This is a genomic window from Paenarthrobacter sp. CM16 (assembly GCF_013179505.1).
In the GTDB taxonomy this organism is placed as follows: Bacteria; Actinomycetota; Actinomycetes; order Actinomycetales; family Micrococcaceae; genus Arthrobacter.
Genome location: NZ_JABMCX010000002.1, coordinates 1 through 21,929, shown reverse-complemented (window position 1 = coordinate 21,929; position 21,929 = coordinate 1). Strand labels below are relative to the sequence as shown.

The 21,929-nt window shown below is 61.7% G+C and carries 19 protein-coding genes, 2 tRNA genes and 1 pseudogene; 9 read left to right on the top strand and 13 right to left on the bottom strand.

Going from position 1 to position 21,929, the window contains the following annotated elements; genetic code table 11:
* The 6 genes from HP499_RS00290 to HP499_RS00265 all read left to right on the top strand — a co-directional run bounded on the left by HP499_RS00290 (position 1) and on the right by HP499_RS00265 (position 4,527).
* Positions 1-510 (top strand): methylated-DNA--[protein]-cysteine S-methyltransferase, encoded by a 510-nt coding sequence (locus tag HP499_RS00290; RefSeq protein ID WP_172321983.1) that lies wholly within the window; start codon positions 1-3, stop codon positions 508-510.
* The gene (locus HP499_RS00285) at positions 510-1,058 is read left to right on the top strand and encodes an RNA polymerase sigma factor (RefSeq protein ID WP_172321982.1); all 549 of its coding nucleotides are present in this window, start codon (positions 510-512) and stop codon (positions 1,056-1,058) included. The genes HP499_RS00290 and HP499_RS00285 overlap by 1 nt, the downstream gene beginning before the upstream one ends.
* On the top strand, positions 1,055-1,684 hold the full coding sequence (locus HP499_RS00280; protein ID WP_172321981.1) for a methylated-DNA--[protein]-cysteine S-methyltransferase: 630 nt from the start codon (positions 1,055-1,057) through the stop codon (positions 1,682-1,684). The genes HP499_RS00285 and HP499_RS00280 overlap by 4 nt, the downstream gene beginning before the upstream one ends.
* Positions 1,681-2,397, top strand: coding sequence for an alpha-ketoglutarate-dependent dioxygenase AlkB (locus HP499_RS00275; protein ID WP_172321980.1), 717 nt, complete (start codon positions 1,681-1,683; stop codon positions 2,395-2,397). The genes HP499_RS00280 and HP499_RS00275 overlap by 4 nt, the downstream gene beginning before the upstream one ends.
* Before the next feature lie 91 nt (positions 2,398-2,488).
* Positions 2,489-3,088, top strand: coding sequence for a DNA-3-methyladenine glycosylase I (locus HP499_RS00270; protein WP_172321979.1), 600 nt, complete (start codon positions 2,489-2,491; stop codon positions 3,086-3,088).
* A gap of 809 nt (positions 3,089-3,897) precedes the next feature.
* Positions 3,898-4,527 (top strand): GyrI-like domain-containing protein, encoded by a 630-nt coding sequence (locus HP499_RS00265; protein WP_172321978.1) that lies wholly within the window; start codon positions 3,898-3,900, stop codon positions 4,525-4,527.
* 9 nt (positions 4,528-4,536) lie between these two features.
* On the opposite strand, the gene HP499_RS00260 is transcribed toward HP499_RS00265, so the two are convergent.
* Both HP499_RS00260 and HP499_RS00255 read right to left on the bottom strand, forming a co-directional pair.
* Positions 4,537-5,391 (bottom strand): rhomboid family intramembrane serine protease, encoded by an 855-nt coding sequence (locus HP499_RS00260; protein WP_172321977.1) that lies wholly within the window; start codon positions 5,389-5,391, stop codon positions 4,537-4,539.
* A 21-nt stretch (positions 5,392-5,412) separates the two neighbouring features.
* Positions 5,413-5,955 carry a peptidylprolyl isomerase gene (locus HP499_RS00255; protein WP_026541003.1) on the bottom strand — a complete coding sequence of 181 codons (543 nt, stop codon included), beginning with the start codon at positions 5,953-5,955 and terminating at the stop codon, positions 5,413-5,415.
* A gap of 153 nt (positions 5,956-6,108) precedes the next feature.
* Here HP499_RS00255 and HP499_RS00250 point away from each other — a divergent pair, with 153 nt between their 5' ends.
* Together HP499_RS00250 and HP499_RS00245 are read left to right on the top strand one after the other, a co-directional pair.
* Positions 6,109-7,077, top strand: coding sequence for a hypothetical protein (locus HP499_RS00250; protein WP_172321976.1), 969 nt, complete (start codon positions 6,109-6,111; stop codon positions 7,075-7,077).
* A 141-nt stretch (positions 7,078-7,218) separates the two neighbouring features.
* A complete protein-coding gene (locus HP499_RS00245) occupies positions 7,219-8,094 on the top strand; it encodes a glycosyltransferase family 2 protein (protein ID WP_172321975.1) in 876 nt (291 codons plus the stop codon).
* A 39-nt stretch (positions 8,095-8,133) separates the two neighbouring features.
* Here the strand turns inward: HP499_RS00245 and HP499_RS00240 are convergent, their stop codons facing one another.
* Entirely contained in the window at positions 8,134-9,042 is a 909-nt protein-coding gene (locus tag HP499_RS00240) for a DMT family transporter (RefSeq protein ID WP_172321974.1), read from the bottom strand.
* A gap of 129 nt (positions 9,043-9,171) precedes the next feature.
* On the opposite strand from HP499_RS00240, the gene HP499_RS00235 reads away from it, so the two are divergent.
* Complete coding sequence (locus HP499_RS00235; RefSeq protein WP_172321973.1) at positions 9,172-11,172, top strand: beta-N-acetylglucosaminidase domain-containing protein; 2,001 nt, start codon at positions 9,172-9,174, stop codon at positions 11,170-11,172.
* Between the two features lie 80 nt (positions 11,173-11,252).
* Here the strand turns inward: HP499_RS00235 and HP499_RS00230 are convergent.
* From HP499_RS00230 to dnaN, 10 genes and pseudogenes are all read right to left on the bottom strand, one after another.
* Positions 11,253-11,328 (bottom strand) — tRNA-Ala (locus tag HP499_RS00230).
* Between the two features lie 70 nt (positions 11,329-11,398).
* Positions 11,399-11,518: a DLW-39 family protein gene (locus HP499_RS24850; protein ID WP_209320078.1), complete on the bottom strand. Its 120-nt coding sequence runs from the start codon at positions 11,516-11,518 to the stop codon at positions 11,399-11,401.
* A 47-nt stretch (positions 11,519-11,565) separates the two neighbouring features.
* Positions 11,566-11,639: transfer RNA gene (locus HP499_RS00225), tRNA-Ile, on the bottom strand.
* A gap of 113 nt (positions 11,640-11,752) precedes the next feature.
* Entirely contained in the window at positions 11,753-12,457 is a 705-nt protein-coding gene (locus HP499_RS00220; protein WP_172321972.1) for a DUF3566 domain-containing protein, read from the bottom strand.
* Complete coding sequence (gene gyrA, locus HP499_RS00215; protein ID WP_172321971.1) at positions 12,454-15,126, bottom strand: DNA gyrase subunit A; 2,673 nt, start codon at positions 15,124-15,126, stop codon at positions 12,454-12,456. Before gyrA ends, HP499_RS00220 begins: the two co-directional genes overlap by 4 nt.
* A gap of 63 nt (positions 15,127-15,189) precedes the next feature.
* Positions 15,190-17,268 (bottom strand): DNA topoisomerase (ATP-hydrolyzing) subunit B, encoded by a 2,079-nt coding sequence (gene gyrB / locus HP499_RS00210; RefSeq protein WP_172321970.1) that lies wholly within the window; start codon positions 17,266-17,268, stop codon positions 15,190-15,192.
* A 338-nt stretch (positions 17,269-17,606) separates the two neighbouring features.
* Positions 17,607-18,161, bottom strand: a complete 555-nt coding sequence (locus HP499_RS00205; RefSeq protein ID WP_172321969.1) for a DUF721 domain-containing protein — start codon at positions 18,159-18,161, stop codon at positions 17,607-17,609.
* Positions 18,148-19,341 carry a DNA replication/repair protein RecF gene (gene recF / locus HP499_RS00200; RefSeq protein ID WP_172321968.1) on the bottom strand — a complete coding sequence of 398 codons (1,194 nt, stop codon included), beginning with the start codon at positions 19,339-19,341 and terminating at the stop codon, positions 18,148-18,150. Before recF ends, HP499_RS00205 begins: the two co-directional genes overlap by 14 nt.
* A gap of 23 nt (positions 19,342-19,364) precedes the next feature.
* Positions 19,365-20,282, bottom strand: a pseudogene (gnd, locus tag HP499_RS00195) (phosphogluconate dehydrogenase (NAD(+)-dependent, decarboxylating)); the annotation flags it as partial.
* A gap of 7 nt (positions 20,283-20,289) precedes the next feature.
* Positions 20,290-21,414, bottom strand: coding sequence for a DNA polymerase III subunit beta (dnaN, locus tag HP499_RS00190; RefSeq protein ID WP_026541013.1), 1,125 nt, complete (start codon positions 21,412-21,414; stop codon positions 20,290-20,292).
* Positions 21,415-21,929 lie beyond the last annotated feature (515 nt).

The following is a 21,929-nucleotide window of genomic DNA, read 5'->3' as shown; positions in this document are numbered from 1 at the left end:
ATGAGCATCCGGCACACCATCATGGATTCCCCGTTGGGGCAGTTGACGCTGACTGCCCGCGGGGAATTTTTGACGGGTATCTTCTACGAGGGCCACTGGCATATGCCTCCACCCGACTACTTCGGGACCCCCGCGGGGCTTGATGATCCCGTGTTCGCCAACACCCGGCGCGAACTTGATGAGTATCTTGGTGGCCACCGCACTGCTTTCGATGTCCCGCACGAGGCACGCGGGAACCCGTTCCAGGAGAAAGTCTGGACCCGGCTTCAAAATATCCCTTTCGGAGAAACCGTCAGCTACGGCGAGTTGGCCTCTGAATTGGGCGATCCCCACTTGGCGCAGGCCGTGGGCTCCGCGGTCGGTCGCAATCCCATCAGCATCATCATTCCGTGCCACCGCGTGGTGGGGCGCAAGGGTCAACTGACGGGGTACGCGGGCGGGCTGCCGAACAAGCGCTTCCTTCTTGAACTGGAAGAACCGGTGAGTGTGAAAGAAGGAAAGCTCTTCTGATGGGTAAGCGGCAGGCGGTCAGCAAAAAGCCTTTCGAGTTGGTGGTGGATGAACAGGGCGCCACTGTGCTGCGGGTGTGCCGGGCGGTCTTGGGCGTGCACGACGCTGACGACGCCTGGTCCGATACCTTCCTCGCGGCCCTCCAGGCGTATCCGGACCTTCCACAGGAGGCCAACGTTCAGGCGTGGTTGGTCACCATCGCACACCGGAAATGCATCGACCACCTGCGTGCCGGCAGTCGCCGGGCCCTGCCGATGGATTCCCCGCCGGAGCATGCTTCCAACCTTGGCCTTCCGGGTGAGGACCACACCGAGTTGCTGGACGCAGTGACCCACCTTCCACCGAAGCAACGGCAAGCCGTGGCGTACCACTATCTGGCTGGACTTCCCTATAAGGACATAGCCGTAATGCTGGGAGGCACTCCCGAGGCTGCACGACGCGCCGGGGCGGACGGCGTCAAGGCCCTCCGCAGCGCACTGGCTGGTCCGTCGGCGTTGGTTGATGGGCCCGAACTGGCACATTCACTTCCGAAGGGAGAAATCCGATGACCCTTGAATCAAGCCCTGACCATGTGGACGTGCTGTCGCTCCTGGAGCCCCTGGACGCCGGCCTGGAACCCGCGCTTGCGAGCCTTCGTGCCCGGCTTGCCCGCGACGCCCAGCTGACCCACACCTTGGACGTTGCCTACAGAGTGGTGGACTCGCCTGTGGGCAAGCTCCTGTTGGCTGCCACTGACCGCGGAATAGTCCGGGTGGCCTTTGAGGTGGAGAACCATGCCGAGGTCCTGCAGCGCCTGTCCCAGACCATCAGCCCCCGCATCCTCGAGGCCCCGGCACGGTTGGATGATGCTGCGCGGCAACTCGAGGAGTATTTTGGCGGCACGCGGACGGAGTTCGATCTCATAGTGGACTTCCGCCTCACACGCGGGTTCAGGCTGAGCGTTCTGCAGCACCTGCCTCGCATCGCCTACGGCCGCACGGAAAGCTACGCGGAAGTTGCTTTGGCCGCGGGCAGCCCCCATGCTGTCAGGGCTGTCGGAACAGCCTGCGCCACCAATCCGCTTCCCGTCATCCTCCCGTGTCATCGAGTTGTGAAGTCGGATGGCAGCTTTGGCGGTTACCTCGGGGGGCCGGAGGCCAAACTTGCGCTGCTGACCTTGGAGGCAGCGGCGTGAGCGAGGACGCCCTGTTCCCGTTGGAGTTGGTGCAACCGGAAGCGTACGACGCCGAACCCCGGCTGATTGCGCCAGGTGCGGTTCATGTTCCGGGCTGGCTCACTTCGGAACAGCAGCGGTGGATTGTGGGACGCTTCGGCGAATGGACCCAGGGTCCGGTTCCTTTGCGGGCGGCAACCCTTCCGGGCGGGCGCCGGATGTCAGTGCGTACCGTGTGCCTTGGCTGGCATTGGCAGCCGTACAAGTACACGCGGGAAGCTACCGACGTCAACGGCCGTCCTGTACTCGACTTCCCCGACTGGATGGTTCGTTTGGGGCGGAAGGCTGTTGCGGACGCATACAGCTCCGTAGGCGTCGTTGACGGGACTTTGGCGGATCCCGCCGAGGACTACACGCCCGACGCCGCGCTGGTGAACTTCTACGACGACGGCGCGGCGATGGGTATGCATCAGGATAAGGACGAACGCTCCACCGCCCCGGTAGTGTCCCTCAGCATCGGGGAGTCCTGCCTTTTCCGGTTCGGCAACACCGAGACCCGGACCAAGCCGTATACGGACGTGGAGCTCCGCTCCGGAGACCTGTTCGTCTTCGGTGGGCCCTCCAGGTTTGCCTATCACGGCATTCCCAAAGTCCTTCCTGGAACGGCTCCGACGGATTGTGGCCTCACGCACGGCAGAATCAACATCACCATGAGGGTCACCGGGTTGTCCTAGGACCCTGAATGTCAGGGCCGCACGGCAGAATATCCCCGGAAGCCACAACAACTGGCCTGGGTCCACCAACCCTGGCCGCGGAGGAGCATGCATGAGCCCGGACAACGGAACCATCATTGGTGAAGACGGCCTCGCCCGCCCTGTGTGGGCAGCTTCAGACCCTCTCATGCAGGCTTACTACGATCACGAGTGGGGTATGCCTGTCCGCGATGAGCAGGGCATGTATGAACGCATCAGCCTCGAGGCGTTTCAAGCAGGTCTGTCCTGGGCCACCATCCTGAGGAAACGGGAGGCATTCCGGGCCGCCTTCCTGGACTTCCATCCGGAGAGTGTTGCCGCCTTCACGGAAGAGGACGTCGAACGGCTCATGCTGGATGCCGGCATCGTCCGGAACCGTCTCAAGATCCGCGCGGCCATCACCAATGCCAAGGCCACCATTGCCCTGCGCGAAGAAGGTGGCCTGGTTGACTTCGTCTGGTCTTTTCAGCCGGAAGCAACCCCGGCTCCACGCACCTTTGCTGACATCCCCACAACGTCCCCTGAGTCGATCGCGCTCTCCAAGGCACTGCGGAAGAAGGGCTTCGCTTTCGTTGGACCCACCACGATGTACGCCCTCATGGAAGCAGTCGGCATCATCGACACCCACCTTCTGGACAGTCATCGCCGCGGTTCGTCCGGAGTTTGGGCCTGAGACCCGGCCCCGGCACGGCGTAGAGCGGGCGGCCGGAAATCCCCAACCCTTGTCCACAGAAGTGCGCAACTTTATCCACAGGCGTGGATAAACTCTGTGGACATCCATGCAAATATCGCGCTGATCGTTGGACCCGCACCGGATTTTGGCGTATCGATGTGCGTGGTCGGTTATACCCACTGTGGACCGAACTGTGGATAGTGCTCCAGTCTTCACGCAAAGTTCAACAACCCGGGATTGCCGGTTTTGCCTCGAGCCACGTCAAGGGCTCATCAGAAACACCCAATAGGTCAACGGACATGATCCCGTCGCGACAGCAGTGTTCAGGCCGGCGCTTGGGGAAACCGCGGAACATTGAAGTTACCCACTTAATAACATCGCCCTACCCACAAGTTATCCACAGGTGGGGAAAACTTGTGGGTTTCCCTGAACACATCCCTGCAATGCCGGTCATCCAAGCGCGGTCCGGACGCTGAACTACACGTGTGTAAGTTATTAACAATGTTGATAAGCCTGTTGATAGCCAGAGCTGTGGTGAGTCATTAACAGGGTTATCCCCAGCTGGCCGTTCGAGACCGCTTTTGTCCACAAAACAGCACCCGAAGGGGACAAAGTTATCCACAGGTGTGGAGAAAAGCATGCCTTTCGGGGGATATCTGCTCGTTTAACGGTGCGCGTGAGGGGAAGAAGGGCTAACTACACGATTGTAAGTTACACACAGTGTGGATAACAGATGTGGATAACCACCGCTGATGGCCGCGGACTGTCGGGCCCGGAAGGTTCAGCCCACCTGGGCGTACGGTGATCACATGAAGAGCGACTTTAAAAAGCTGGTCCCCACCTATAGCGCCAAGCACGGCGAGTTCGCGGTGGTCAACGTTCCCACGCTGCAATTCCTCATGATTGACGGCCACGGAGACCCCAATAGCGCACAGGCTTACAAGGATGCTCTGGCAACGCTGTATCCGGTTGCCTACAAGCTCAAGTTCTTCAGCAAGGACCAGTTGGGTCAGGATTATGCAGTGATGCCGTTGGAGGCCCTCTGGTGGGCGGCGGACATGGAGTCCTTCACCAGCGCCAGGGACAAGTCACAGTGGGATTGGACGCTGATGACCATGGTCCCGGACTGGATTGGGCCCGGGCACTTTGATGCGGCGCGCGAGGTGGTAGCGAAGAAGGGGGAGGCCCCGGCGTTGGATGCTCTTCGCTTGGAGCCGCTTGAGGAGGGCTTGAGCGTGCAAACACTACACATAGGGTCCTACGATGACGAGGCACCCGTGCTAGAGGAGATGCACAACGGCTTCATTCCCGCGCAGTCGATGGTTATGACAGGCAAGCATCACGAGATCTATCTCAGCGATCCTCGCCGGACCGCGCCGGAAAAGCTCAAGACCATCCTGCGGCAACCGGTCGGGCCGGCTGGAAGTCAGGAAAGGTAGGGTTCCGGCTCAGCCGGAAGTGACTCGGAACCAGGTCGCTACGGCTAACAGTCCGGCTACCAAAGCGAGGCCGCCTGCTTGCAGCAAAGCCTGGTTCTTGCCGCGAGGGGCATAAGCAATAACGGCAGCAGCGAGGCCGCCCGTGATCAAACCGCCCAGGTGTGCCTGCCAGGCGATGCTTGGAACAAAGAAGCCGATGGCGCCATTGATGGCGATCAGGACCCAGAGTTGTTTGGTTTCGCCGCCTCGGTGTCGCTGGACCACCAGCATGGCGCCGAAGAGGCCGAAGATGGCGCCGGATGCACCCACCACACCCACCAGGGGCCGGTCAGGGGTCAACAACAGGAAGCCCACCGAGCCGCCGATTGCCGAGAGCAGGTACACAGCAAGGAACCGGATCCGTCCGAGCAAGGGCTCAAGGGCTTGTCCGAAGATCCACAGCGTGTACATGTTCAGCACAATATGGAGCAGGAAACCCTGGGAATGCAGGAAAGCGGCCGTCAGCATGCGCCAAGGCTCGGTATCTGCAAAAACGTTGGCGAACGCGAAGTTCTGGAACACCGCCTCGCCGGGCACAATCCACTGAAGGACAAAGATCAACAGGCACAGCCCAATGATCACGTACGTCACCAGGGGCTTGCCCACAGCCAAGGCGCCGCCGTACGGAGACCGGTAGACCGGCGTCGTACGTTTTTGTTCGTTGACGCAGTCAACGCATTGGAACCCGACGGCGGCCGCCCGCTGGCACTCGGGGCATGCAGGGCGCCCGCAGCGCTGGCACCGCACATAGGAGGGCCTGTCCGGGTGCCTCGGGCACACCGGAATATCAGCGGACGGCTCTGCCGACGGGATTCCGTAACTCATGAGCTCAGGTTCAGAGTGGGACTAGAGCTGTTCGATGTCGATGCTGTTGATGACGACGTCCTCGACCGGGCGGTCGCCCATGCCGGTACGGACGGCCTCGATGGAATCCACAACCTTGCGGGATTCCTCATCCGTGACCTCACCGAAGATGCTGTGCTTGCCGAAGAGCCAGTCGGTGTTCACGGTGGTGATGAAGAACTGTGACCCGTTGGTGCCCTTGCCCATCTGGATACCGGCGTTGGCCATGGCCAGCTTGTACGGAGCGTTGAAGGTCAGTTCCGGGTGGATTTCGTCGTCGAACTGGTAGCCCGGTCCGCCAACGCCGCGGCCCAGGGGATCGCCGCCCTGGATCATGAAGTCCTTGATGATGCGGTGGAAGATGGTGCCGTCGTACAGCGGCGTGCCGGTCTTGTCCTCGCCTGTCTCGGGGTGGTTCCAGGACTTTTCGCCCGTGGCCAAGCCAATGAAGTTGGCGACCGTCTTGGGCGCATGGTTGCCGAAGAGGTCAACCTTGATGTCGCCGAGGGTCGTGTGGATCGTTGCTTTTGCGGTTGCGATGGTCATGGCCCCATTCTTCCATGCAGGGTCAACGCCGGTGCAGTTGTAAAGCCGGTTCCGCGCTCGGTGAAATCCGGGACGAATCCGCCGGATGAATAGCCGGTGTTCCCCAAGCGACGTAGGCTAGCAACAAACGAGCATGTGTATCGGGAGGTAGTTGTGAAGAAATCAGACCGTATTGCCCGCGACCTCGAACAATCCGTTGTGGCCGGAGTAGACAACGCCCGCGACTGGGCGGCACCCCGCGTGGAAGCTGCCGTCAATTGGGCTGTTCCGCGTATCCAGCACGGCATTGATACCGCTTCCCCCAAGATCCAAGAGGGGCTGAAGTCTGCTGCGCACAACCTCGCCGACGGCGTTGCTGTGGTTACGCCGCGGATTCAGGATGGGTTGGCGCACCTCGCGCCGAAGATCCATGACGTAGTGGAGGACGCAACGCCCAGGATCCAGGAGACGCTCAACAAAGCCACTCCGGCTCTCGGCCTTGCCCGGGACAAAGTGGTGGATGAGTACTTGCCCAAGCTGTCCGAGCAGTTGGGCCAAGCCTCGGTAGCAGTTCACCACGTTTTGGAGAATGCACCGGCACAGGTGGACGCCGTGGCGCAGAAACTGGTTGATTCCGGTGTTGTGCACAGCGTCCAGGAGCAAGCCCAGGCCACCGGGAAGCACATCAAGGCCGTAACGGACCAGGCCAGCAAGGCAGTTACCACCGCACTGGTGAAGGAACAGCCCAAGCCCAAGAAGCGCGGCTGGCTGATCGTTACCGTCATTGCTGCGGCCGCTGCCGCCGGCGTTGCTGCCTGGAAGGCTTCCAAGCCCGTGGAGGATCCGTGGAAGACGCCTTCCCCGGTCACACCGACGCCCGCTCCGGTTCCTGCTGCTTCAGCCCCCGCTGATGCCTCGGCATCAGCATCGGCGGCCGCAGTGACTGATTCCGGCACCAGTGACCTCACACCGGAGGAAGCCGCAGCCGAAGCAGAGCAGGCCACCAAGGATGCCTTCAAGAACGTTGAGGACTCCTCCGCCAAGGTTGCAACGGACGCCAAGACTGCTGTCAAGAACATTGCCGCCAGCTTGCACAAGGACGCTGACGGCTCGGATTCCGACGCCAAGGGTGCACAGCACTAAGCACTCAATGACGCCTCGAACAGAGGCAGTGCATCCAGTAACTGAAGGGATCCCGGTCATTGCCGGGGTCCCTTCAGTGTTTGCCGGCTTGTAACCGAAGCCTCCATCGGACGCGCTGCCCGGAGTGTTAGATTTGGAGTGATGTCAGCCGATAGACCCTCTGCGGGTGCCCTTCAGGATGGTCCGGTGCCCCCGGGCGTGTCCATCGTCATCCCGGCGTATAACGAGGAAAGCGTCATTCGCCAGTGTCTCATCGCGGCCGTTTACCAATCCGTTCCAGCTGACGAGATCATTGTGGTGGACAACCTCTCCACGGATCGCACCGCACGGATTGTGCGCCAGATGCAGCAGGAATACCCGGAAAGCCCCATCATCCTCCTGCGGCAGGAAGCCGCCCAGGGCCTGATCCCCACTCGGAACCATGGGTTGAACAGCGCCACAGGCGAGGTCGTGGGGCGCATCGATGCAGATTCCGTCCTGGAGCCGGACTGGGTTGAGCAGGTCCAAAAAGCGTTCATGGACCAGTCGATCGCTGCGGCAACAGGTCCCGTGGTCTACTACGACATGCCCATGCGCCGCTTCGGCCTCAAGGCGGACGACAAAATGCGCCAGCTCATGTTGCGCCTGGCCAAGCATCAGTATCATTTCCTCTTCGGATCCAACATGGCTCTTCGCCGCACCGCTTGGGAGACCATCCGCGACGAAGCGTGCCTGGATCCCAAGGATGAGATGCACGAGGACATCGATCTCTCCCTGCACCTCTTCGAGCACGACCTCAAGGTGCAGTACGTTCCCCAGATGGTGTCCGGGATGTCTGCCCGCCGCCTGGAGGATTCACCCCGCGATTACCGCTACTACGTGCAGCGTTTCGACCGGACGTACAAGGCCCACAACGTAAAGAAGATGGCCCTGAAGGCACCCATGGTGGTGTTTTTCTCGGTTTATTTCCCGGCCAAGATACTCCGTGCCATCCACACGGCGAACGCCACCCAGGGCGCCCGGCGTGGTGGCCTCTAGGCGTACAGCGCCACTTCACCAGCGCACGACGCCGGACGTTCAGTCAGTGCCCAGCTCGGCTTCGCGCCGGTCTGCTTCAGCCCGTCCCCGCCGCTGCCCGGCAACGACCACGGCCAGGCCTACCAGGATCAGCGCCAGGCCCGCATAAGTCCCGGCAGGCAAGGTCTCAGCCAGGAAGACAGCGGCCAGGATTGCAGCCCCGGGGATCTCCAGCAGGATGATCATGGAAACCAGCAACGGGCTCATCGTGGCCAGCAAGTGGTTGAAGGCTGTATGCCCTACCAACTGCGCACAGACGGTGATGGCGATAATGCCAAGCCAGCCTCCGGCGTCGAACCCTGTCAGGGGCTGGGCGCTGAACAAAGCCAGCACCGCCACGATCGCCGCGCACATGCCATAGCAGAGCGTGGTGTAGGTGCCGGTTCCCATGGATTGCCGGGCCTTTCCACCCGCAAGCGTATAGAGGCCGGCAAGTGCGCCACCTGCCAGTGCCAGAAGGTCTCCCAGCAGCGCTTCGGGGGACGAGCCCATGTCGAAGCCGGTAATGGCTACTACTCCGCCGAAAGCGATCCCGAGGCCCAACAACACCGGCCACCGGTGCCGTGTGCCCCGGAATAGCTGGAACACTGCAATCCACGCGGACTGCAGGCACACCAGGGCAGTCGCGGCCGCCACCGACGTCAGCTGCAGGGCCGTGATAAAGCAGGCGAAGTGGAAGGCCAACGCAACAGCAGCAACCGTGGACCAGCCAAATTCCCGCCGGGTGATCCTGCCAAAGGCTCGTGGCTCACGGATCACCACCGGAGCCGCCATGACCACTGCACCGATCGCATTCCGCCAGAAAGCTATGGCCAATGCCGTCACGGAGGTGGCTCCGAGGGTGCCGGCAATGAGCGGTCCGGAGGAGGCCACACCCAGGACACCCAGGGCGGCAATGAGAAGGGTCACGGATCAACACTAGTGGGGCGGGGAGCGTTCCAGCCCCTATCTGATGCTCCAACAGTGTGATTGTCTTGACTCAGCATTCCAGTGAGCATTCCAGTGAGCCGGCAACGGCGTACCCAAGGGGTTATCTGATTGAATACGGCGCCCATCGGTTCCGGCGCCAAGCGCCGGCGGTCCATCCTGCTGCTGGTGGCGGCGGTGGTGCTCGCTGCTGCTCTGGTGGTCGCTGGATGGTTCGCCGTTTCCCGTGACGCTGGGGGAACCGGCGGTCCTGGTGGAGATACGGCAGGCGTCCCAAAGATCTTCCCGGTACCGCAGCATGCCCGGGCGGGAAAGGGAGACCCCGTTCCCATGACCGGTTACGTCTACGTTGTGGCCCCCGCCGGAACAGATGCGGCCTCCACCGCAGCCGTCCAGGACCTCGTGGCGGACGCAGGAGGTACCGCGGAGGTGGTCACAGCGCTTTCCAGTCCCCGTGACGGATCAGCTGCCATCCATCTGGGTACTGAGTCAGCCATGGATCCGGTCCTCAAGGCCCTGCAAGTTGACGGCGACTCTTCCGTACGCGACGCCCTTGGACGCGCTGAAGGTTATTCAATCGCTACTGGACAGTCTGATGGGATTCCGACGGCGGTACTCGCCGGACGGGACAACGACGGCGTCTTCCACGCTGTCCAGACACTTCGGCAGTTGCTCAAGGACGGCTCAGTGGCCCCGGTCCTGGTGAGTGACTGGCCATTGATGGCAACGCGCGGGGTCATTGAGGGCTTCTACGGAACGCCGTGGTCCCATCAGGCCCGTTTGGATGTCATCGAATTTGCGGGCGCCCAAAAGATGAACACCTACATCTACTCGCCCAAGGACGACCCCCTGCTGCGGGATAAGTGGCGCGAGCTGTACACAGACCAGGAACTCGAGGAACTCCAGGAACTGATCGACGCCACTGCGGCCAACCACGTCCGATTCAGTTACGCGCTCTCGCCGGGGATCGATGTTTGTTATTCGCGTGAGGCCGACCTCGAGGACGCTGTGGCAAAGCTTGAATCCCTGTATTCGCTGGGGGTACGTTCGTTCGTTATTCCCCTGGATGACATCGCCACCAAGGTCCAATGCGCGGAAGACCTCCGCGAATTCGGAGCGGGGCAAGTGAACCTGGCCAAGGCTCAGGCATCTTTTGTCAACGATGTGAATGCCAAGTTCATCTCCGGCAAAGCAGGCGTCCTGCCGCTGGAAACGGTTCCCACCTTCTACAACGGATCCGGGACCACCCCGTACAAAGCCGAACTTGGCCGGGCACTGAACCCCGGGATCGTGGTGCAGTGGACGGGTGAAGACGTAGTTTCCCACCGGATCACCGGAAAGTCGGCAGAAACTGCCGGCCAGAGCTACGGGACGCCCGGGGACCCCCGCAGCATCGTCATTTGGGACAACTACCCGGTCAACGACTTCTCGCAGGACCATCTCTTCCTTGCGCCGGTGATTGGAAGGGAGGCAGATCTCCACCGTTCCGTTCAGGGCATTGTCACCAACCCGATGATCCAGCCTTACCTCTCCCTGCCCGCCATCTTCAATTACGCCGATCTGTCATGGAACGGACCGGCATACCAGCCCGCCACGTCCATGGACGCCGCGTTGTCGCTGCTCTCCGGTCCCGAACCGGAAGTACAAGACGCCGTGCGGGCCTTCGTGGACCTGAACCAGGACTGGCAGGACGACGAACTCACGCCCTCCGCGCCGGAGCTGCGACGGGACATCGACCGGTTCTGGGCGGAGTACGACGCCGGCAAGTCACCTTCGGGCGACCTCAAGGCACGCGCTGGGCTGCTCCGCAAACTGCCCGAGCTCCTGCCGCGCATGGCCGAGCCGGGATTCGCACAGGACGGCACCGCATGGATTGCAGCGGCGGCGGAGTACGGCCGGGGCGTGGAAGAGGCGGTCACCATGCTGGAGGCGGCCAAGCGCGGGGATACCCAGGCCGCGACAGCAGCCCGGCGCAATGTGGAGGCCGCCCTCAAGACAGCCGGGGCGAAGACACAGCCCACCTTGGAGCTCGGCGTAGTGACACCTGTCCTGGGCAACAGCGAGCTGGCGGCATTCCTCGAGCGGGCGCTGCAGCGGGTTCCAGCAGCCTGAACCGCTGCAGCTTCAGCGGCGATAAGGCCTTGTGTCTTAAAAGCAAAAGTCCCGGCCATTTCTGACCGGGACTTTTCTTATGGTGGAGGCACGGGGACTCGAACCCCGAACCCCCTGCTTGCAAAGCAGGTGCGCTACCAATTGCGCCATGCCCCCATAAGAAGCAACCCGTCAATCATACCCCATGTCCAGGCTGGTAATTACCAGTTCGGACCGGGTTCCTCGGCTAGTCCACCGTGTCGGTTGACTTGCTCCAGACATCCTTCCGGGCTTCGGATTCCTGCGCCTTTTTATAGACCAGGACACCTGCGACTGCCGCTGCTACAACTACCAGCAACTTCTTCACAAGTACCTCATTCCGGTTCAGTTTTACCTGAACCTCTTTCGGTTCCGTGGGCGTACCAGGACTTGAACCTGGGACCTCTTCGTTATCAGCGAAGCGCTCTAACCGCCTGAGCTATACGCCCCGATGCCTCATCGGGCCGAGATATGACTGTACAGCACATCCCGGCCCGATCTCAAATCGAGGCATTTCCGAGAGGAAATTCCGCCTTTTTGGGCGGAATTCCGCGGATTTTTCTTAGTCGTCGGTCAGGGTGACGCCGACGCCACCAACCAACGTTGCGGAAATGTTATAGAGAACGGCGGAAAGCATGGACAGTGCCGTCAGCAGGACGACGTTCACCACGGCAATGATCGTGGCAAAGGAAGCTACCTGGCCCAGCGAAGCGATCTTCTTCAGTTCGAATCCGCTGCCTTCCGATCCCGCCAAGGTACCCAGGAGGCTATCCACCTGGTTGAAGATGCCGGTGAGATCCAGCACAGTCCACAGCACGATGGCAGCCACCACAGTGACGATGCCCAGCGCTACAGACAAGAGGAACGCCATTTTCAGGACAGACCACGGATCAACCTTGCTGACCAGCAGGCGTGCGCGGCGAACCTTTGCCTTGGGCGCAGGCTTCACCAAGCCGGGGGCACCCTGGGCGGGACGCTGACCTGACTGGGCGGGACGCTGTCCGGGCTGCGCCGGGCGCTGACCGGGAGCACCCTGGGCGGGACGCTGGCCCGACTGTGCCGGCCGCTGGCCGGGAGCGCCCGCAGGACGCTGCCCGGAGGTGGCGCTGCTTGCGGGGCGTGCCCCGGCGGCATCGGTTCCGGCAGCGCCGGTTCCTGGACGCTGCTGGGGCCGTGCAGGCGTGCCTGCCTGTGCGCTGCCTGAGGGCTGCCGGAGTCCGCCGGGGACACCTGTGCTCGGCTTGGGATATGAGTCGGAATTACTCACTCGTTACCTCCGGTGTTGTCTTCGTTCAGCTCCGCGCCCGTTTCGGTTTCCGGGTCTGCGTCGTTTTCCGTTTCGGCCGTCACGGTCGCCTCAGAGGCGCCGTCGTTTGCAGCCAACGTTACGTCATCGTCGAGTCCGTCTTCTGACTCTTCGACTTCCAGGCCGCGTTCGCTGTTGCGCGCAACCTCAATAATGCGGTCATTCTTGTCCGGCTTGGCAAAGATGACGCCCATGGTGTCGCGGCCCTTGGCAGGGACGCCGGTTACCGCCGAGCGGACCACCTTGCCGCCTTCCATAACCACCAGGACTTCGTCCTCTTCCTGCACGATCAAGGCGCCCACAAGGTCACCGCGGTCTTCGGCAAGCTTGGCTACCTTGATGCCCAGGCCGCCACGGCCCTGCAGGCGGTATTCGTCCACTGCGGTCCGCTTGGCGTAGCCGCCTTCGGTCACGATGAACACGAAAGAGCCGTCCTGGACTACGTCTGCGGCAAGCAGTTCGTCGTCTTCACGGAACTTCATACCCGTTACACCCGACGTGGCACGGCCCATGGGCCGCAATGCGTCATCGGTGGCTGTGAAGCGGATGGACTGGCCCTTGCGTGAGACCAGAAGAAGGTCATCTGTCTCGCTGACCAGCTGGGCAGAAACCAGCTCGTCCTCGTCGCGCAGGTTGATGGCAATGACACCGGCCGTGCGGTTGGTGTCATAGTCTTCCAGCCTTGTCTTCTTGACCAGCCCGTTCTTGGTGGCGAGCACCAAGTAGGGGGCCTGCTGGTAGTCCCGCAAGTCCAGGACCTGGGCGATATGCTCGTCCGGCTGGAAAGCGAGCAGGTTGGCAACGTGCTGGCCCTTGGCATCGCGTCCCGCCTCGGCGAGCTCGTAAGCCTTGGCACGGTAGACCCGCCCCAGGTTGGTGAAGAACAGGAGCCAGTGGTGGGTGGTGGTGACGAAGAAGTGCTCCACGACGTCGTCGCCGCGCAATTGGGCACCCTTGATGCCCTTGCCGCCGCGCTGCTGGGAACGGTAGTTGTCGCTGCGTGTGCGCTTGACGTAGCCGCCACGCGTAATAGTGACAACCATTTCCTCTTCAGGGATCAGGTCCTCCATGGACATGTCCCCGTCGAAGCCCATCAGGATGTGGGTGCGCCGGTCATCGCCGTGCTTGGCCACGATCTCGGCAAGTTCTTCGCTGATGATCTGGCGCTGCCGCTCTTCGGAAGCCAGGATCGCGTTGTACTCCTGGATCATTGCCTCGAGCTCGGAGTGGCGGTCCTGGATCTTTTGGCGCTCCAAGGCAGCAAGGCGGCGCAACTGCATATCCAGGATGGCGCGGGCTTGGAGTTCGTCGATCTCCAGCAGTTCCATCAGGCCTTCACGCGCAGCCTCTGTGGTGTTGGAAGCTCGGATGAGGGCAATGACTTCATCCAGCATGTCCAGTGCCTTGAGGAGTGCACGCAGGATGTGCGCTTCTTCCTCTGCCTTACGCAGGCGGTAGCGGGTGCGGCGAGCAATGACGTCCATCTGGTGCGCAACCCAGTGCCGGATGAAGGCGTCCAGGCTCAAGGTGCGCGGGACGCCGTCGACAATTGCCAGCATGTTTGCCGAGAAGTTGTCCTGCAACTGCGTGTGCTTGTAAAGGTTGTTCAGGACCACCTTGGCCACGGCATCGCGCTTGAGCACGATCACCAGGCGCTGGCCGGTACGGCCTGAGGTTTCATCGCGGAGGTCCGCAATGCCTGAGATCTTTCCGTCCTTGACCAGTTCGGCAATCTTGATCGCCAGGTTGTCCGGGTTGGCCTGGTAGGGAAGCTCGGTGACCACCAGGCAGGTACGGCCCTGGAGTTCCTCGACGTTGACCACGGCGCGCATCGTGATGGAGCCACGGCCCGTGCGGTAAGCGTCTTCTATTCCCTTGTGGCCCAGAATGGTGGCGCCGGTGGGGAAATCGGGGCCCTTGATGCGGACCAGCAGAGCCTCTAGGAGCTCTTCGCGCGTGGCTGTGGGGTTTTCAAGCGCCCACTGCACACCCTCGGCAACCTCGCGAAGGTTGTGCGGCGGAATGTTGGTGGCCATGCCGACGGCGATGCCGGAGGACCCGTTGACCAGCAAGTTGGGGAAACGCGCCGGCAGGATGGTGGGTTCCTGGTTCTTGCCGTCGTAGTTGTCCTGGAAGTCGACGGTTTCCTCGTCAATGTCCCGGACCATTTCCATGGCCAGCTGTGCCATTTTGGTTTCGGTGTAACGCGGTGCGGCAGCGCCGTCATTGCCCGGTGAACCGAAGTTGCCCTGGCCAAGTGCCAGCGGGTACCGCATGGTCCAGTCCTGGATCAGGCGGACCAAGGCGTCGTAGATCGCCATGTCACCGTGCGGGTGGTAGGTACCCATGACATCGCCCACCACGCGGGCACACTTATTGAACGAGCGGTCCGGGCGGTAACCGCCGTCGAACATTGCGTACAGAACGCGGCGGTGCACCGGCTTCAAGCCGTCACGGACATCCGGCAAGGCGCGGCCAACAATCACGGCCATGGCGTAGTCCAGGTAGGACCGCTGCATTTCGGTCTGCAGGTCCACCTGCTCCACGCGGTCGGTCAGCACATCACCCTCAAGAACAACTTCCTCGGCGTCGTTTGATTCCGCCGGGACTTCGGGAGTTTCGTCACTCATAATCTAAGGTTTCCGTTTCAGGTATATGTCAGTTCTGGAATATTCAGATGCCTTTGCGGGGCCCTAGATATCGAGGAACCTGACGTCCTTGGCGTTCTGCTGGATGAAGTTACGGCGCGATTCAACGTCCTCGCCCATCAGGACAGAGAAGGTCTGGTCGGCAGCGAGGGCGTCATCCATGGTGACCTGCAGCAGTGTCCGGCGGTCCGGGTCCATGGTGGTGTCCCACAGTTCGGTGTAGTCCATCTCGCCGAGGCCCTTGTAGCGCTGGATGCCGTTGTCCTTAGGGAGGCGCTTGTTCATTGCGGCACCCTTGCGGATGGTTTCATCACGTTCGCGATCACTGTAGACGTAGTCGTGCGCAGCGTTGGACCACTTGATCCTGTACAGCGGCGGCTGTGCCAGGTAGACGTAGCCGTTCTCGATCAGCGGGCGCATGTAGCGGAACAGCAGCGTCATCAGCAGGGTGGTGATGTGCTGGCCATCAACGTCGGCATCGGCCATCAGGACGATCTTGTGGTACCGGAGCTTGGCGATATCAAAGTCCTCGCCAATACCCGTTCCAAATGCGGTGATCATGGACTGGACTTCGGCGTTGCCGAGTGCCTTGTCCAAGCGGGCACGCTCAACATTCAGGATCTTGCCACGCAAGGGCAGGATGGCCTGGGTTTCCGGGTTACGGCCACGCTTTGCCGAGCCGCCTGCCGAGTCACCCTCCACCAGGTAGACCTCGCAGCGCGAAGGATCCTTGGACGAGCAGTCGGAGAGCTTGCCGGGCATGCCAAAGGATTCCAACGGACTCTTACGGCGGGCATTATCGCGTGCCTTGCGGGCAGCCATGCGTGCCTGGGCAGCCGAAATGGCTTTGCGGATGACATCGCGGGCAGGGCCGGGGTTACGTTCCAGCCAGTCACCCAGCTGATCCGTGACAACGCGCTGGACAAAACCCTTGACCTCGGAGTTACCCAGCTTGGTCTTCGTCTGGCCTTCGAACTGCGGCTCGGAAAGCTTGACGGAAATAACGGCCGTCAGACCTTCGCGGATGTCATCACCGGTGAGGTTGTCTTCCTTCTCCTTGATGATGCTCTTCTCCCGCGCATAGCGGTTGATCAACGAGGTCATGGCGGCGCGGAAGCCTTCTTCGTGCGTTCCGCCCTCATGGGTGTTGATGGTGTTCGCGTAAGTGTGGACGCTCTCGGAGTACGCGGTGGTCCACTGCATGGCTACCTCGACGGCGATGTGCCGCTCGGTATCCTCGGTCTCGAAAGCGATGACATCCTCATGGACGATCTCCACCTTCTTGTTCGAGTTCAGGTGCTTGACGTAATCCAGCAGGCCGTCGGGGTACTGGTAGACCACGGTGCGGTGCTCGGCGGCCACTTCGCCTTCGGTGGCCACGGCATCCAGGTCCAGGTCCTCATCGCCGTCGCGGGAAGCCGGACGCTCGTCGGTCAGCGTGATCCGCAGGCCCTTGTTGAGGAAGGCCATCTGCTGGAAACGGGCGCGCAGGGTTTCGAAGTCGAACTCGGTGGACTCGAAGATTGTGCCGTCCGGGTAGAACGTCTGCGACGTTCCGGTGACATCTGTTTCTTCTCCCTTGACGAGTTCGCCCTGGGGCTTGCCGCCGTCGGCGAAGGTCATGCGCCAGACATGGCCTTGGCGGCGGACTTCCGTGTCCACGCGCCTGGACAGGGCGTTCACCACAGAGATACCCACACCGTGGAGGCCACCGGAAACAGCGTAACCGCCGCCGCCGAACTTACCGCCGGCGTGGAGGATGGTCATGACCACTTCAACCGTAGGTTTGCCCTCGGTGGGGTGGATGTCCACGGGGATGCCGCGACCGTCGTCAACAACGCGAACGCCGCCGTCGGCGCGGAGGGTGACTTCGATATGGCTGCAGTAACCGGCCAATGCCTCGTCAACAGAGTTATCCACCACTTCGTAAACCAAGTGGTGCAAGCCGCGGGGTCCGGTGGATCCGATGTACATGCCGGGGCGTTTGCGGACCGCTTCGAGGCCCTCCAGCACGGTGATGTCGCTGGCACCGTACTCCCTGGGCGCCTCCACGGGCGTGTCGGGCTCGGGAACAGTCTCCTCTTCGGGCTCTACTGCCAAGGTCTCTGCATTGTCGTTAGCCACAGGCGCTTTCGACTCCTCTGTACTCGATGTCGGCCGTTCCCGGTGGTGTCCACGGCGAACCGCAGCCGTCAACGGGCACGTGACTGATTGCGCCGATTACTCCGACGAAGGGGGTCCCCGATGCCACAAGAGTGGATCCAGGAGCCCAACGACGTTTCACCGGCGCTCAGTGATCTACACCAATTCTATCGTGGAAACGCACAAATCCTTGCAAATACGGGGGCAGCCGAGAGCTGAATATGGCCGTGGGAGGCCGCTGGCCCTATCTGCAATGGCCCTATAGTGGTCCCGATGGGGGCCTATACGACTCAGGGGCGTTGAATGCCCCTGCACGCCGTTCAGCCGTAAGTGTCCCGTGGTCCGCGACCGTTGACGCTGCGCCCGCCTTTTCGCCAACTCGGAGCCGATGGACCGAGCACCTGGATGCTGGTCACCACGCCTTCGCCCAGTTCGTTGCGGAACATCTCAAGGAGGCTGGTGCTCAGCAGGCGGAGTTGGGTTGCCCAAGCAGTTGAATCACAGCGGACATGGAGCGTGGTATCGGTAAAACTCTCCGGTGTGCAGTGAGCGGAGATGTCCGGCCCCACCAACGTTTCCCACTCCGCCATGACCGAGCCCACCGCCACAGGTGACGTCCAACCGCGCTCGGCCACCAAACGGCCCACAACATTGCCAAGTCCCAACGGATCCCGGCCGCTGCCATGGAATTGCGCGAAACCCCTGGTATCGCGGATGCCCTTCCGTTTCGGAGCAGATCCGGGCCTCGGCGCCCGTTGCCGGACCTCACCGCGGGCCGCAGCGGCCTCTCGCATCCGGTTCAGAGCCGCCTGGGCAGCGTCGATTTCATCCGGATCGCGGCCGGGCTGAAGTCCGTCGCGGCTATCCTTCGCCATCGATGCCTCCCGGAACAACGGTTACGCGCCGTCCGGCCAGCTCCTCGGGGATATCGGCGTCGACGGCGGCAGTCACCAGCACTTGCTCGGCACCGGCAACTATTGCAGCAAGTTTACGCCGACGCTGCACATCGAGCTCGGCGAAAACGTCGTCAAGGATGAGGATCGGAGCGGTGCCCCCGGTGCGGGCATCATCCAACATCACATAGTAGGAAGCCAAGCGCAGCGACAAACACATGGACCAGGTTTCACCATGGGAGGCATAGCCCTTGGCCGGGGCTTGTCCCAGCACCAGTTCAAGCTCGTCGCGGTGCGGACCCACCAGCGAGATGCCGCGTTCCAATTCCTTCTTACGCGAGGCAGCGAAGGCCTGGATGTAGCGTTCGGTGAGCTCATCCACGGACAACAGCCGGAGGTCGTCAACCGACGCCGAAGGTTCCGTACCGGGATCGGCCGGACCGCCGTCGTCGTCCAGTACGCCCTGGATGGTTGAGCGGTAAACCGCACCAGCCTCTTTGGAACCATCAGTGAGCTGCGCGTAAGCGCTGTTCAGGTGTGGCCGCAAACGTTCAACCAGCTCAAGCCGGGCATGGAGCAGCTCGGCACCGGCCCGGGCCATGTGCTGGTCCCAAACATCTAAAGTAGCTTCGTGGCCGGCAGTGAATTTGCCCGCGCGGGCTGATTTCAGGAGGGCGTTGCGCTGTTTCAGCACGCGATCGTAGTCGCTCCGCGTAGCGGCATGCCGTGGAACGAGGCTGACCAGCAGCTCATCCAGAAACCGGCGGCGGTTGGAGGGATCGCCCTTGACCAGCGCCAAGTCCTCCGGGGCGAACAATACCGTCTGGCAGATTCCCAGAATGTCCCTTGCCCGCACTGGATTTCCACGGTTAATGCGTCCCCGGTTGGCCCGCCCGGCATTGATTTCCACCTCAATAACCGTGGATTGTTCTCCTCGGACGAGCCGGGCACGGATCATGGCGCGCTCCGCACCGAAACGCAGCAGCGGCGCGTCAGTGCTGACCCGGTGGGAGCTCAGGGTCGCCAAGTATCCGATTGCTTCCATCAGGTTGGTCTTGCCGATTCCGTTGGAACCAACCAGGACAGTCACGCCAGGACCAAGTTTAAGGTCAACCTGTGCGTAACTGCGGAAATCCGTCAGCGAAAGATGTTCGAGGTACACGCCGTTTGCAGGACTCCTGCGGCCTAGTTGGCCGGACGGGTGGCGTGTCCGCCGAACTGGTGGCGCAGGGCGGAAACCATCTTCATGGCCGGCGAGTTATCCTCGCGGGAAGCGAACCTGGCGAAAAGCGCAGCCGTGATGGCTGGTGCCGGTACTGCGTTGGCGATCGCTTCTTCCACGGTCCAACGTCCCTCGCCGGAATCCTCAACATAGTCATCGATCGACGCGAGGCCGGGATCTTCATCCAATGCCTTGACCATGAGGTCCAGCAGCCAGGAGCGGACCACGGTACCCTTTTGCCAAGCCCGGAAAGTCCCCGGAAGATCCTTCACGATGTCCTTGGCAGCCAGCAATTCGTAGCCCTCGGCGTAGGCCTGCATCAGGCCGTACTCGATGCCGTTGTGGACCATCTTCGCGTAATGTCCCGCGCCAACGCCGCCAACGTGGACGAAACTGTCTGCACGATCGCCTTCGGGCCGGAGTGCATCGAAGACCGGCATGGCCAGTTCAATGTCTTCGTCCGCGCCGCCGGCCATCAGGCCGTAGCCGTTCTCCAGACCCCATACGCCACCGGAGACACCACAGTCAGCGAACCGGATGCCTTTTTCGGCAAGTGCCGCAGCGTGCTTCTGGTCTTCGGTGAAACGTGAGTTGCCGCCGTCGATCACCAGGTCACCCGGGCTGAGTTTCTCACCAAGTTCGGTCAACACTGCATCAGTGATCGCGCCTGACGGGACCATGACCCATACCAACCGAGGTGTGGGAAGTGCCGCGATGAGTTCATCCACGGAAGCAACATCGGTGACGTCGGGATTGCGGTCGAAACCGGTGACCTCGATGCCGCCGTTCCGCATGCGCTGCCGCATGTTGAAACCCATTTTTCCAAGGCCGATCAGACCGATGTGCACAGTGTGGACTCTTTTCTGCGAAGGTGGCGGTACGTTCCGGTTAGTTGGGGAGGCGGACCGGCATCACGAGGTAGCGGTAGTCGTCCTGGTCTTCGCCGTCCGCCTCAGCCTGGGCCGTGATCATGGCCGGCTTGGGGGCGGTGGTGAAGGAGAAGCGAACGTACTTGGTCTCGATGACGCTCAGACCCTCAACGAGGTAGTGCGGATTGAAGGCCACTGTGATGTCTTCGCCGGAAAGCTGGGCTTCGAGCTCTTCGGAAGCCTGTGCGTCTTCGCCCGTGCCGGCGTCGAGATTCAGCAACCCCTGGGTGAAGGCCAGGCGTACCGGAGTGTTTCGCTCGGCCACGAGGGAAACACGGCGCACAGCCTCTACCAGTTCTTGGGTCTGGACCGTGGCGTGGATGGGTGTGGAATCCGGGAAGAGCGAGCGGATCTTGGGGTAGTCACCGTCCACCAGCAGCGATGTGGTGGTACGTCCGCCGCTTTCGAAGCCGATCAGCCTGCTGTCGTCATCTGCCAGGGCCAGGTTGATGTCCCCGCTGCCACCGAGGGTCTTGGCAACCTCGTTCAGGGTCTTGGACTTGACCAAAGCGCTGGTGGAAATGCCCGGAGTGACAGGTTTCCACGGAACTTCGCGCATGGCCAGGCGGTAACGGTCCGTGGCGAGGAGCGTGATGAGGTCGTCCTCGATCTCCATCCGGACGCCGGTAAGGATGGGCAAGGTGTCGTCCTTGCTGGCCGCAATGATGACCTGTGAAACAGCCTGGGCAAAGGCATCGCCGGGCAGCGTTCCACTGATGGTAGGCAGTGCCGGGAGTGCGGGGTATTCACCCTCAGGCATGGTGGCGAGGTGGAAGCTGCTTCGCCGGCAGGTCAGTGTGACCTTGCTGCCATCGGTCTCCACCTCCACGGGAGCCGAGGGAAGGCTGCGGCAGATGTCAGCCAGCAAGCGACCGGAGACCAAAATGGTGCCCTCAACAGCAATGTCCGCAGGAATTTCCAAACGGGCAGAGGTCTCGTAATCGAAGCTCGAGAGGCTGACTGTTCCTGCCTCAGCTTTGAGGAGTAGGCCGGAAAGCACCGGAACAGGCGGCCGCGGAGACAACGACCGCGCGGTCCACGTAACGGCTTCTGCCAGGACGTCGCGGTCGACTCTGAACTTCACGGAGGGGTGCCGCCTTTCATTGCTGCTGCCAAGTAGTAGCCGCGGATTCCTGCTTGGAAGCCGCTAAATCTTCGCAATCCGGCACCGGAACCTGCATGGTCCGCACTCAGCGAACTACAAACAGACCCAAGGATGGGAGCGCTGCTGACAGCTTAGCCGGAACATCCGCGATTAACCCATCCCCGTCTGCTGGTCCCCCGGCTTCATGGGCAGTCGCAACCCGGCCCCGGCTTGGCCGGTGGTGGGTCTTTGGCCTGGTGCGGGAGGTGGCAGAACGAGATTGTTATTTGAGGGATTTCAATTTTTTGGGATTCGTAGTGTTAATAACTGCTGTGGAAACTGTGGATAACCCGATCCCACCGCGTCGTTCCGCGGTTAAGCCCTGTTCACGGATTGTGCGTTAACTGGGTTTTAAACAGGGTGTGGATGGGGACAACTCCCAGGGCGGTTTTTAACGATCCACAGACGGCTTAAGGGTTTTAAGCCCATTAACCACGCTTGTCCCCTTAAGTATC